Here is a 12352-nt window from a genome sequence, read left to right as displayed (position 1 = left end):
CGTCAAGCGCGCGCCCCGGCGGCGCCTTCGACGAACGCGATCGCATCCAGAATGGCTTCGCTCGTCGCGGGGGCGTTCAGTGGTGGATTGACCCGGTGCCCGCCCACGCTCGAGATGGCGTCGCGCAGCGCAAAGAACACCGAGAACGGCAACAGCAGCGGCGGCTCGCCCACGGCCTTGGAGCGGTGGATGCTGTCTTCGACGTTGGCGTTGTCGAACAGCGCAATGCGGAAATCCTCCGGGCAGTCCGAGACCGCAGGAATTTTATAGGTCGACGGCGCATGCGTCATCAGCTTGCCGGCCGGGTTCCACCACAGTTCTTCGGTCGTCAGCCACCCCATGCCCTGGATGAACGCGCCTTCGACCTGGCCGATGTCGATCGCCGGATTCAGCGAGCGGCCAGCATCGTACAGCGCGTCGACGCGCAGCAGCTTCCATTCGCCGGTGAGCGTGTCGACCACCACTTCGGACACCGCCGCGCCGTACGCGAAGTACGAAAACGGGCGACCCGTCATCGTCTTCGGGTCCCAGTGCAGGCCGGGTGTGGCATAGAAGCCATCGGACCACAGCTGCACGCGCGCCAGGTAGGCTTTGGCGACGAGTTCCCCGAACGGCAGCGCCAAGCCGGCGACGAACACGGTGCCGGCCGCGAAGCGCACGTCGCTGGCCGCGCCCCCATACTGCTGCGCGGCGAATTGCGCGAGGCGCGCGCGGATCTTGCCGGCGGCATCCTGCGCCGCCTTGCCGTTCAGGTCCGCGCCGGTCGAGGCGGCGGTGGCCGACGTGTTCGAGACCTTGCTGGTGTTGGTGGCGGTAGCGCGCACGCGCCCCAGTTCGACGCCCAGTTCGTGCGCCACGACCTGCATCACCTTGGTGTTGATGCCCTGCCCCATCTCGGTGCCGCCATGGTTGACGAGGATGGAGCCGTCCACATAAACATGCACCAGCGCGCCGGCCTGGTTCAGGTGCGTGACGTTGAACGCGATACCAAACTTGAGCGGCGTGAGCGCCAGCCCCTTCCTGAGTACGGGGCTGGTGCGGTTGTAGTCGTCCACGGCCGCGCGGCGTGCGCGGTAGTCGCTGCCCGCTTCCAGCTCGGCCACCAGTTCGGGGATGACGTTGTCGACGATGGTCTGGCCGTAGGGCGTGACGTTGCGATCCTGCGCGCCGTAGAAATTCAGGCGCCGGATATCGAGCGCATCGCGGCCCAGGTTGCGCGCGATCTCATCCAGCACGTATTCGATGGCAATGGCGCCCTGCGGACCACCAAAACCCCGAAACGCGGTGTTCGATTGCGTGTTGGTCTTGCCGCAGGCAGCGCGGATGTCGACGTCGGACAGGTAATACGCATTGTCGAAGTGGCAGACGGCGCGCGTGGCCACGGGGCCCGACAAATCGGCCGAGTAGCCGGCGCGCGTGACCATGTCGACCCGCGCGGCCAGGATGCGGCCCGCGTCGTCGTAGCCGACTTCGTACTCGTAATGGAAGCAGTGGCGCTTGCCGGTGACGAGCATGTCGTCGTCGCGGTCGGCGCGCAGCTTGACAGGGCGGCCCGTACGCACTGCGGCGATGGCGGCCGCGGCGGCCCACAGTGCCGACTGCGATTCCTTGCCGCCGAAGCCCCCGCCCATGCGGCGGCACTCGACCGTCACGTGGTGCGAGTGCAGGCCGAGCGCATGGGCGATCACGTGCTGCATCTCGCTCGGGTGCTGGGTCGACGAATACACGTGCATGCCGCGGTCTTCGCCGGGAATCGCATACGCGATCTGGCCTTCGAGGTAGAACTGCTCCTGCCCGCCCACGTACAGCTGACCCTTGACGGTGTGCGGCGCGCGCGCGAACGCTGCTTCTGCATCGCCGCGTGTCAGGCGCATCGGCGGGAGCACATACGATTGCGCAGCGCGCGCTGCCTGCGGCGTCAGGATCGCCGGCAGGTCCTCGTACGTCACCTGCGCCAGGCGCGCCGCACGGCGTGCGTTGTCGTGGCTGTCGGCGACGACGATGAAGATCGGCTGGCCCACGTACTGCACCAGGCCATCGGCCAGGATCGGGTCGTCGTGGATGATCGGACCGCAATCGTTCAGGCCCGGGATGTCGGCCACGGTCAGCACGGTAACCACGCCGGCGCTGGCCCGCACCGGCGCCAGGTCGATGGCGGTGATGTGCGCATGCGCGTGCGACGACAGGCCCAGCGCCGCATGCAGCGTGCCGGCCAGCTCGGCGATATCGTCGGTGAAGGTCGCGCCCCCGCGCACGTGCAGTTCGCTCGACTCGTGCTTGCGCGCGCGGCCCACTTCGGCCCAGACGTCCAGGTTCTTGATGCCGCCGTCGTTCATGGTCGTCTCCTCAGGCGCCGGCAAAGGCATTGACTGCCTGCGCGGGCAGCGGGTCGTGCAGGCGCGTCTCGAGCCAGAAGCGGCGCAGCAGGTTCTGCGCGGTGCGCATCCGGTAGCTGCTGGAAGCCCTCGCGTCAGTGAGCGGCGCATAGTCGCGGCCCAGCGCCGCCATCGCAGCGCTCAAGACGTCTTCGCTCCACGGCTGGCCCAGCAGCGCGGCTTCGGCCTGCGCGGCGCGCTGTGGCGTTGCGGCCATGCCGCCAAACGCGATGCGGGCGTCGACGATCGTCTCGCCGTCGAGCACGATGGCAAACGCGGCGCACACGGCCGAGATGTCCTGGTCGAAGCGCTTGGCCAGCTTGTAGGTGCGAAAGCGCAGGCCCGGCCGCGATTGCGGCAGCGGCACGCGCACGGCCTGGACGAATTCGCCGGGCTGCAAGTCCTTCTTCTGGTAGCCCAGGTAAAAGTCGTCCAGCGCCAGCACGCGCGTCCCGGCGCTGCTGGCCAGAACCACCTGGCTGCCCAGCGCGATCATCCACGGCATCGAGTCGCCGATCGGCGAGCCGTTGGCCACGTTGCCGCCCAGCGTGCCGGCGTGGCGGATCGGCAGCGACGCAAAACGCTGCCAGAGTTCCGTCAATTCAGCTGGGTAGCGCGCAGCCAGTGCCTCGTAGGCGTCCTGCAGCGAGACGCCGGCGCCGATCTCCAGCATGCCGTCAAGCTCGCGCATCGTTTTGAGCTCGGCGACCTGGCCAAGATAGATCACGTCGCCCAGTTCGCGCAGGTGCTTGGTCACCCACAGCCCGACGTCGGTCGAACCGGCCAGCAGCACGGCGGCCGGATGGTCAGCGCGCAGCGCCGCCAGTTCGGCCACGGTGCGCGGCACATGGAAGTGCTGGCCATGCGCGGCGTAGGTGAAGCCGTGACTGCGCTGCAGCGCGCGCAGGCGCTCGGCCAGTGCAGCGCGGTCGAAGGCGACGGGCGGCAGTTCGACCATGCGGCGCGCGGCGTCGATGATCGGGCGGTAGCCGGTGCAGCGGCACAGGTTACCGGACAGCGCATCGTTGATCTGGCAGCGCGATGGCGGGCGCCCTTCCTGCTTCAGGTACATGCCGAACAGCGACATCGCGAATCCTGGCGTACAAAAGCCGCACTGCGAACCGTGACATTCGACCAGCGCCTGCTGCACGGGATGGGGAGCGCCATCGGGCTGCGCCAGGTCTTCGACCGTGAACAGCGCCTTGCCATCGAGCGTCGGCGTGAACTGGATGCAGGCGTTCACGGCGCGCAGCGCCAGTTCGCCATCTTCCAGCGAGCCGATCACAACGGTGCAGGCGCCGCAATCACCTTCGGCGCAACCTTCCTTGGTGCCGGTGCAGCGCAAGTCCTCCCGCAGATGCTGCAGGATGGTTTGCGTGGGCTTCACGTCGCGCAGTTCGCGCACCTGGCCCTGGTAGAGGAATCGGATCGGTTCTGACATGCCTGTCTTTGGTGAGTGGATTGCTGAACGCCAAAGGCGGAAGGCTACCATCCACGGCCCACCAACCCATAATCAATGGATGATATTGCTCATATCATGAAACATATAATGCAACGCCATCACACGGGGCAAGGATGCACCATTTTCCAATGATTGGCGATATCGATGCGTCGCGTGACCCAGACCTTGTCGTGCCGGCCCACGTAATCGAGAAAGCGCGCCAGCGCCGCCGTGCGGCCCGGGCGGCCCGCCAGGCGGCAATGCAGGCCGACCGACAGCATCTTGGGCTGATTCAGGCCATCCGGATCGCCCTCGGCGTACAGCACGTCGAACGCGTCCTTCAGGTAATCAAAGAACTGCGTCCCTGAATTGAAGCCGCCAGCCGAGGCAAAGCGCATGTCGTTGGTGTCGAGCGTGTACGGCACCACCAGGTGCGGCGTGCGGCGCATCGCTCCATCCGGCCCCGCCGCCTCGACCTGCTGCCAGAACGGCAGGTCGTCGCCGTAATGGTCGGCGTCGTAGGCAAAGCCGCCATGCTCGACCACGAGGCGGCGCGTGTTGGGCGAATCGCGCCCCGTGTACCAGCCCTGCGGCGGCGCCCCCGTCAGGTCGCGGAAAATCGCCACCGCTTCGCGCAGATGCGCACGCTCGGTGGCTTCGTCGACGTTCTGGTACGAGATCCAGCGCAGCCCGTGGCAGGCAATTTCATGGCCCAGTTCCTGGAACGCAGCCACCGCGTCGGGATGGCGCGCCAGCGCCTGCGCCACGCCGAACACGGTCAGCGGCAGCTTGCGGTCCTCGAACAGGCGCAGCAGGCGCCACAGGCCAGCGCGCGAGCCGTATTCGTAGAGCGACTCCATGCTCATGTGTCGCGCGGGGAAGGCGCTGGCGCCGACGATCTCGGAAAGAAACGTTTCGGACGCCGCATCGCCATGCAGCACATTGTTCTCGGCGCCTTCTTCGTAGTTGAGCACGAACTGCAGCGCGATACGCGCCCTGCCCGGCCACTGCGGATGAGGCGGCGTGCGGCCGTAGCCGGCCAGGTCGCGCGGGTAGAAGGTTGGCATGCGCATTCCAGAGGGAGTTGGTCCACTCACATCGTGCCATGCCATGCGTGCAGCAGTCCAGTGTGGATGCCCGGTCTGTCGTTCTCTATGTCACTTGCAACGATTCAACCACCGGTCCCGGGCGCACCCGGCCGTCGATGAAGCGTTCCTTGAGCGCAGTGCGCCCGAGCCCCGCAACCGCCCCGACATCGACGACCAGCGTCGAGCCAGGTGCCGCCTTCTGCAGGCCCGACAGGAAGCCACCGAGCAGGCGGCGCGTCAGCGCCTGGTGATCGTCCAGCACCCTCACACGGTCGGCGGCGCCCCACTCGAACTGCACGCCGACCACCCGCGCTTCGGTGGCCAGCAGATCCAGAAGGTCCTGCACGATGTCCGCAAGCGCCAAAGGCTCGGGCTGGGCCGGGCCAGTGCGCTCGAGCGCCAGCACACGCCAGGTGCGCGCCTGGCGGGCGAACTGCGCGCTCATCGTCTTGGAGGTCTGCACCATGGCGGTGACGTCGGCGCCAGCGGCGATCCGGCGCGCCGCAACCTCCATGCGCAGGCGGGCGCTCGTCAGGCGTTGCAGCATGTCTTGCCGCAGGCGTTCCAGCGTGTGCGCCATCTCGTGGCCGCTGATGCCGGAGAGCCACTTGGCCAGCAACTCGCATTCCACCGCTTCGGTGGCGCAGAACAGGATGTCACGCACACGGTCGGCCGTGGCCAGCGTCCGCACCGACATGCTCAGCACGCCCATCGGCCCTTGCGGTCCGGTGATCGGTACACCCTGGCACGTGAAGGCATGAAAGCCCTCGATGAAATGCTCGGGGCCGACCAGTTCCACATAGCCGTTCTCGGCGATGGCGGTGCCAATGCCGTTGGCGCCGGCATGCGCCTCATCGAGCAGGGAGCCCGGCCGCGGGAAGTTTTCATCGGCCATGGTTTCAGCGTCGCCGGCCAGGCACAGCAGCCGGCCGTCGGTGTCCGCCAGCATCGCCGCGTGCCGGTTCTCACCTGCCGCTCTGGACAAGGCCCCGAGAAAAGGCGCTGTCGCCGTGATGAGCTCGTGACGCTCTGCGAGCAGCTGCTGTGTGTCGTGTTCCCCCAGCAGATCGGCGCGGCCGAGGCGCGGATTGCACCCACTGGCGCGTGCGCGGTTCCACGCCCTGAGCACGTACGGCCGCAGCGTGTCCGGCGCCAGCTCCTGGTGCTGCACGTAGCGTTCCCACACGGCGCGCACCTGCTCGACATCGGGATGCCTGACGTTGGACAGAAAATGCATCAGGCCATTCCTGCACTTGGCGCGCGCCCGCCTGGCAGCAGGCTTCGCATCAGGCGGACCATCTGGTCGAACTCGAATGGCTTGGACAACGCCTCATTAAAGCCGGCAGCGGCCGATTCAGCGGCCAGGCTCGCCATGGCCGACACCAGTACTGCAGGCGCCGTCAACCCGCAGTCCCGCATCTGCCTGAGTGTCTGCGAGCCGTTCAACCACGGCATGCGATAGTCGAGCATGACCAGATCCGGGCTCAACCCGTCACAGATGGCGGCCACGGCTTGCCGCGGGTCGTCGTGCGTTGACACCCGGAAGCCTTCAGTTTCGAGCAGCCATGCGACGCTCTCGAGCAAATCCAGCTCGTCGTCTACGATTAATACGTGCCATTTACCTGTCATTCCTCATGATACACCGGCTTGCCAGGCATCAACTCCAGCATTCATGCCGGCACGCGGTATTGCTGCGCTGTGCAGGCGGCCGGCGCGCCTTGGTGGAACTACAGGTTTCGTCACCGACTTCGTGCGCGTTATGATGAGCTATCACTAGAAAGGGAGGACACGCATGGGCAAACTCACCACCCACGTACTCGACACCGCGCACGGCTGCCCCGGCGCCGGCATCACCGTCGAACTGTACGCAATCGACGCGGCAGGCCGCACGCTGCTCAAGGCCGATGTGACGAACGACGATGGCCGCTGCACCACGCCACTACTCGAGGCAGCAACGATGCAGCCCGGCCAGTACGAGCTGGTGTTTCATGCCGGGGACTATTACGCGGCGCGCGGCGTGGCCTTGTCCACCCCGCGCTTTCTGGACCGCATCACGCTGGGCTTCGGCATCGCGGCCACGGACCAGAATTACCACGTGCCGCTGGTGATGACGCCCTGGTCGTACTCGACCTACCGGGGCAGTTAGCTTGGCGCCGCACCGGCTCGGCCCCGCCCGCATCGGCATCGGCCTGGCCCAGGGCGTGCTGCTGTACCTGCTCTACACGGCGCTGCAGGATACGCTTTGGCCCGCGACGGTTCCCCTGCTGTTCGCGCCACTGGTGATGCTCGGCGTGCTGCTGCCGGTGATCCTGATCACCGGCCTCGGGCATCTGCCGCGCCGGACGCTGGCAGGCTGGGGCGCCAGCGCGGCCAGCGCGATCGCGCTGCTGGCGGTGCATGACATCTGGCGCCGGCTGGGCGGCGTCGACGTGCTGCGCCCGACCCCGTCCGGCCCCTTGACGGTGTGCCTGGCGACCGGCTGCTTCATCGCCCATGCGCTGGTACTTGCCGGCGCGCGCGAGCGCCGGCGCATCGCAGCATATGCCACGTACTTTGACGTGGCCTGGACTTTCGGCCTGCAGCTCGCCTTCAGCGCCCTGTTCGTCGGCGCGACCTGGCTCGTGCTGCAACTGGGCGCATCACTGTTCGACCTGATCCGGCTCGACTTCCTGAGCCAGGCCATGCGCAAGGCCTGGTTCTCCATTCCCGTCACCGCGTTCGCCTTCGCCTGCGCACTGCACCTGACCGACGTCAAGCCGGCCATCGTGCGCGGCATCCGCAATCTGGTGCACGTGCTGCTGTCGTGGACCTTGCCGGTGCTCACGCTGCTGGTGGGCGGCTTCCTGGCCAGCCTGCCGTTTACCGGGCTCGAGCCGCTGTGGGCCACGCGCAGCGCCGCCGGGGTGCTGCTGTCGGCGGCGGCCAGTTTCGTGGTGCTGATCAATGCGGCCTGGCAGGATGGCAGCGAGCGCCCGGCGCGTGTCATCGCCGTCTCGGCGCGCGTGGCGAGCCTGCTGCTGGTGCCGCTGACGCTGCTCGCCGCCTACGCCCTCGCGCTGCGCGTGCTCGATCATGGCTGGTCGCTTGACCGCGTGATCGCCGCCGCCTGCCTGCTGGTGGCGGCCTGCTATGCCGGCGGCTATGCGGCAGCGGCCCTGCGGCGCGGCTGGCTGCCCACGCTGGCCGGCGTAAACATCGCCGCTGCCTTCGCGGTGCTCGGCGTGCTGGCGCTGCTGCTTTCGCCGCCCGGCGATCCGGGCCGCATCGCCGTGGCGAGCCAACTGGCGCGCCTGGATGCCGGCCAGATCACGTTACGGCAACTGGACGTGGCCTATCTGTGGCATCACGGCGCGCGCTACGGCCGCGCTGCACTGGCCCGCCTGCAGGGCAGCACGACCGGCCCGGATGCTGCCTGGCTGCAGACCGAACTGGCGCGCCTGCGCCAGCCTGCCCAGGACACCGGCGTCATGAACCCGGCCGAGCAGCTGCGCGTATGGCCGACGGGCGCCACGCTGCCGGCCGGCTTCGCGCAGACCGACTGGCGCCGCACGCCCCAATGGGCGCGCCTGCCGCAATGCATGCGCAGTCAGAACGCGGTGTGCGACGCATTCGTGCTCGATCTGGGCGGCGACGCCCGGCCCGAGGTCGTGGTGGTCGACGCTGATGGCAATGGCGATGCAGATGGCGGCGCCGTCTTGCAGCAGGACGCACGCGGCGCGTGGGGACTGGCTGCCGGCCTGCCCGTCATGCTTGGCGATTGCACGCCGCTGTTCAACGCCATGCGTGCTGGCCGCTTGCGCGCTGCGCCGCCGGTGCTGGCGGATCTGGAGATCGATGGCCGCCGCATCCCCCTGCAAAACGATCCCGGTCATCTGGATTGCACTGCGCCATCCGTCAAGCCTGTCGATTAACTTGCAATAAAGGAATGTGTTCTGACCACATTGTGTGTCAGTCAGGCCACATTCCAACCGGAAATATCTCCAATACTCTCGGGATGTCATAAAACTGTTGCTGTGAATATTGCCGTCTGGATAGAATAAATTCCAGTATGTACCGGCGCTCCTGCCTGCTGCCCTTGTCAGCGCCGTCGTTTCCAGCAGCTTACGTTACCGCACATCCATATTATGAAAAAAACAATGATCGCCAGTCTGCTGGCGCTGCCTCTGTGCGCGTCGGTCGCACAAGCACAGGAGAACGCCGTCAAAATCAGCGGTTTCGGCACCGCTGCCGCCACCTATGCGGATGACGACCGCGCCGAATTTGCCCGCCCGAATCAAGCCAGTGGCAGCGCGGGTGATTTCCGCACCGGCATCGACTCGAACCTCGGCCTGCAAGCCGACTACACCGTCAACGACTGGCTGTCGCTGACCGCCCAGGGTCTGGTGCGCAAGGATGCCGAAGAAGGCTATGGCGCTGAATTGAGCTGGGCCTTCGCCAAATTCCGCATCTCGGATGAACTGAGCGTGCGCGTGGGCCGCGTCGGTCTGCCGATCTTCATGATCTCGGACTACCGCAACGTCGGGTATGCCAACACCATGCTGCGCCCACCGTCGGAAGTGTATTCGCAAGTGCCATTCAACAGCGTCGACGGCGCCGACATCACCTGGCGCCACGAGTTCGGCAACACCAGCCTGACCACGCAGTTCGCAGCCGGCAGCACCAAGGCGCCGGTGACGAGCTTCCACGTGCGCGGCAAGGACATCCTGGCACTGAACCTGGTGGCCGAAAACGGCCCGTTCACGCTGCGCGTGGGCCACGCCCGCACCAAGGTCACGCTGGACGACCTGCCATCGCTCAATACGCTGGTCGGCTCGCTGCGCGCCGCTGGCGCCGGCTACCGCCTGCCCCAGCTGACCGCGCTGGCAAGCGAAGTGGAAGCCAAAGGCGACAAGGGCACGTTCAATTCGATCGGCCTGACCGCCGACTGGAACAACTTCGTGCTGCAAAGCGAATTTGCCAAGCGCAAGACCGAGACCTACATCAACGACACCACGTCGTGGTACGTGATGGGCGGCTACCGCATCGGCAAGTTCCTGCCGTACTACACGCGCTCGGAACTGAAGATCGACAGCACCATCAACAACACCGTGCCGACCGCCTGCCCGGCCGGCTTCCCGGCCGCCTGCACCCCGACCCTGCAGGCGCTGCGCGCCGGCGTGAGTCGCATTGCCGTCTCGGGCGTTGGCCAGGGCGAGCAGACCACCGACACCATCGGCGTGCGCTGGGACTTCTACAAGTCGGCCGCACTGAAGGTGCAGATCGACCGCATCAAGCCAACCGGCAACGGCCTGTTCATCAATGTCAAGCCGGGCTTCTCCGGTCCTGTGACCGTCGGCGCCGTCGCGCTCGACTTCGTGTTCTAAGGAGCGCCCATGAAAAAATTCCTCATCGCCGCCTGCCTGAGCACCGCTTTCACTGCACTGCCGGCCCTCGCCGAAGTCGTCGTCGTCGTCAATCCGAAGGCCGCCGAGAGCGCGCTGACCAAGGACCAGGTCGCCCAGTTCTTCCTCGGTAAATCGACGTCGATGACGCCGATCGACCAGCCCGACAGCGCCCCGGTGCGCGCCGAGTTCTACAAGAAGGTCGCGGACAAGGACGCGGCCCAGGCCAAGGCCCTGTGGTCCAAGCTAGTGTTTACCGGCAAGGCCACGATGCCGAAGGAAGTCGCCGACCACGCCGCCGTCAAGGCCGCCGTCGCCGCCAACCCGAAGGCCATCGGCTACATCGACAAGAGCGCCGTCGATGCCAGCGTCAAGGTCGTCCTCACCCCATAAGCAAGTACTAACCACGCCCGCCACCGGCTCTGCGCCGCGTGGCGGGCGTTGTATCTGGAGACAAGCATGAGCATCAAGCGCAGGATCTGGGCATTGCCCATCATTTCCGCCATCATCTTCGGCCTGGGGGCCGGCATCAGCGCGACCATCGCAAACGGCGCCCTGAAGTCGATCACCACCACCGAGTCGGTGGACTATCCGCTGATGGACGCGGTCAAGGTCCTGTCGCTCGACATCGGGGCCGTCACCGTCATGCTGACCGATGCCGTCACCGAGAATGACAAGGCGCTCGTCGACCAGGCCAATAACCAGGCCGCCAAGGTGCGCACCGCACTGGGCGAGCTCGCCAAGATCCCCGGCCAGCAAGCCACGAGCGCACGTTTGAACACCGAATTCAACGCGTACTACACGCCGGCACTGTCGTCGGCCCGCATCATGCTCGAACTGGAGCAAGGCGACCCGCAAGCCACCGTCGGCGCCATGCAGAAAGCGCTGGCTGCGCTCAATGCCGACCTGGCCAAGACGGCCGACCTGGCCCAGCGCCAGTTCGCCGCCGGCATCGAGGCCAGCCAGAACAGCGTGCGCCAGACCGTGATCGCGATGGTGCTGTCGGCCCTGATCGTGATCGCGGTGCTGGTGGCGATTTCGTGGTTCATGGTTCGCACGATCTGGCAGCAGCTCGGCGGCGAGCCGGCCTACGCGCGCACGATCGCGCAGGCGGTGGCCGCCGGCGACCTGTCGATGGAGATCCACACCGACGCGGGCGACAACAGCAGCCTGCTGGCCGCGCTGAAGGAAATGCGCACGCGCCTGTCGACGCTGGTGGGCGACATCAAGGCGTCGGCCGACGCCATCGCCAGTGCCAGCAGCGAGATTGCCAGCGGCAATGCCGACCTGGCCAGCCGCACCGAGTCGCAGGCATCGAACGTCGACCGCACCACACGCGCAATGGCCGAGCTGACAGGCGAAGTGCGCCAGAACGCCGCCAACGCCAGCGAAGCCAGTGCGCTGGTGGTCACGGCCAACGAGATCGCCTCGCGCGGCGGCGACGTCGTCGGCGGCGTGGTGACGACAATGGGCGACATCAGCGCCTCGTCGAAAAAGATCGTCGACATCATCGCCACCATTGACGGCATCGCGTTCCAGACCAATATCCTGGCCCTGAACGCGGCCGTCGAAGCAGCCCGCGCCGGCGAGCAGGGCCGCGGCTTTGCCGTGGTGGCCAGCGAAGTGCGCACGCTGGCGCATCGCTCGGCATCAGCTGCCAAGGAGATCAAGGAATTGATCGGCGACTCGGTCGCCAAGGTCGGCGCCGGCAGCGCGCTGGTGGACCAGGCCGGCGTGACGATGGCGCAGATCGTCGAGGCCGTGGGTAAAGTGCAAACCATCATGCTCGAAATCCGCGACGCCGGTACACGCCAGAACGCGGGCATCGAAGACATTGGCCTGGCCATCGGCAGCATCGACGCGATGACCCAGCAAAATGCGGCGCTGGTCGAGGAAGCGGCAGCTGCGGCCGAATCGCTGACAGGTCAGACCGGCCACCTGACCGATGCGCTGGCCGTGTTCAAGCTCGCGCATGCGCCTGGCGTGACGGGCTCGGCCGCCGCCAAGCGCCTGGCGCTCGCACACTAGAACGCATGCAGTATTGACGGGCTGAAGTGTTGCGAAAAC

10 protein-coding genes are annotated in these 12352 nt (G+C 66.7%); 5 read left to right on the top strand and 5 right to left on the bottom strand.

What is annotated here, in order from left to right:
* Positions 1–2: 2 nt before the first annotated feature.
* The 5 genes from xdhB to IFU00_13830 form a co-directional block, all read right to left on the bottom strand.
* Positions 3–2336 (bottom strand): xanthine dehydrogenase molybdopterin binding subunit, encoded by a 2334-nt coding sequence (gene xdhB / locus IFU00_13850; GenBank protein ID MBD8543364.1) that lies wholly within the window; start codon positions 2334–2336, stop codon positions 3–5.
* Between the two features lie 10 nt (positions 2337–2346).
* Entirely contained in the window at positions 2347–3816 is a 1470-nt protein-coding gene (xdhA, locus tag IFU00_13845; GenBank protein ID MBD8543363.1) for a xanthine dehydrogenase small subunit, read from the bottom strand.
* A 119-nt stretch (positions 3817–3935) separates the two neighbouring features.
* The gene (gene puuE, locus IFU00_13840) at positions 3936–4883 is read right to left on the bottom strand and encodes an allantoinase PuuE (protein ID MBD8543362.1); all 948 of its coding nucleotides are present in this window, start codon (positions 4881–4883) and stop codon (positions 3936–3938) included.
* Positions 4884–4968: 85 nt separating this feature from the next.
* Positions 4969–6141, bottom strand: coding sequence for a sigma-54-dependent Fis family transcriptional regulator (locus tag IFU00_13835; protein ID MBD8543361.1), 1173 nt, complete (start codon positions 6139–6141; stop codon positions 4969–4971).
* Positions 6141–6488: a response regulator transcription factor gene (locus tag IFU00_13830; GenBank protein ID MBD8543360.1), complete on the bottom strand. Its 348-nt coding sequence runs from the start codon at positions 6486–6488 to the stop codon at positions 6141–6143. Before IFU00_13830 ends, IFU00_13835 begins: the two co-directional genes overlap by 1 nt.
* 208 nt (positions 6489–6696) lie before the next feature.
* Here IFU00_13830 and uraH point away from each other — a divergent pair, with 208 nt between their 5' ends.
* The 5 genes from uraH to IFU00_13805 all read left to right on the top strand — a co-directional run bounded on the left by uraH (position 6697) and on the right by IFU00_13805 (position 12313).
* Complete coding sequence (uraH, locus tag IFU00_13825; protein MBD8543359.1) at positions 6697–7050, top strand: hydroxyisourate hydrolase; 354 nt, start codon at positions 6697–6699, stop codon at positions 7048–7050.
* 1 nt (position 7051) lies between these two features.
* On the top strand, positions 7052–8815 hold the full coding sequence (locus IFU00_13820) for a DUF4153 domain-containing protein (protein MBD8543358.1): 1764 nt from the start codon (positions 7052–7054) through the stop codon (positions 8813–8815).
* Positions 8816–9028: 213 nt separating this feature from the next.
* Complete coding sequence (locus tag IFU00_13815) at positions 9029–10267, top strand: hypothetical protein (protein MBD8543357.1); 1239 nt, start codon at positions 9029–9031, stop codon at positions 10265–10267.
* Positions 10268–10276: 9 nt separating this feature from the next.
* Positions 10277–10678 carry a hypothetical protein gene (locus IFU00_13810; GenBank protein ID MBD8543356.1) on the top strand — a complete coding sequence of 134 codons (402 nt, stop codon included), beginning with the start codon at positions 10277–10279 and terminating at the stop codon, positions 10676–10678.
* A gap of 66 nt (positions 10679–10744) precedes the next feature.
* Positions 10745–12313 carry a chemotaxis protein gene (locus IFU00_13805; protein MBD8543355.1) on the top strand — a complete coding sequence of 523 codons (1569 nt, stop codon included), beginning with the start codon at positions 10745–10747 and terminating at the stop codon, positions 12311–12313.
* Positions 12314–12352 lie beyond the last annotated feature (39 nt).

It is taken from the genome of Oxalobacteraceae sp. CFBP 8761, assembly GCA_014841595.1.
Classification (GTDB): domain Bacteria; phylum Pseudomonadota; class Gammaproteobacteria; order Burkholderiales; family Burkholderiaceae_D; genus Telluria.
This window is presented reverse-complemented; position numbering and strand designations above follow the sequence as displayed.

Excerpts from the sequence above, each read along its gene's own strand:
- uraH (MBD8543359.1), top strand. The coding sequence starts at position 6,697 with ATGGGCAAACTCACCACCCACGTACTCGACACCGCGCACGGCTGCCCC.
- puuE (MBD8543362.1), bottom strand. The coding sequence starts at position 4,883 with ATGCCAACCTTCTACCCGCGCGACCTGGCCGGCTACGGCCGCACGCCG.
- IFU00_13805 (MBD8543355.1), top strand. The coding sequence starts at position 10,745 with ATGAGCATCAAGCGCAGGATCTGGGCATTGCCCATCATTTCCGCCATC.
- IFU00_13810 (MBD8543356.1), top strand. The coding sequence starts at position 10,277 with ATGAAAAAATTCCTCATCGCCGCCTGCCTGAGCACCGCTTTCACTGCA.
- IFU00_13815 (MBD8543357.1), top strand. The coding sequence starts at position 9,029 with ATGAAAAAAACAATGATCGCCAGTCTGCTGGCGCTGCCTCTGTGCGCG.
- xdhA (MBD8543363.1), bottom strand. The coding sequence starts at position 3,816 with ATGTCAGAACCGATCCGATTCCTCTACCAGGGCCAGGTGCGCGAACTG.
- xdhB (MBD8543364.1), bottom strand. The coding sequence starts at position 2,336 with ATGAACGACGGCGGCATCAAGAACCTGGACGTCTGGGCCGAAGTGGGC.
- IFU00_13835 (MBD8543361.1), bottom strand. The coding sequence starts at position 6,141 with ATGCATTTTCTGTCCAACGTCAGGCATCCCGATGTCGAGCAGGTGCGC.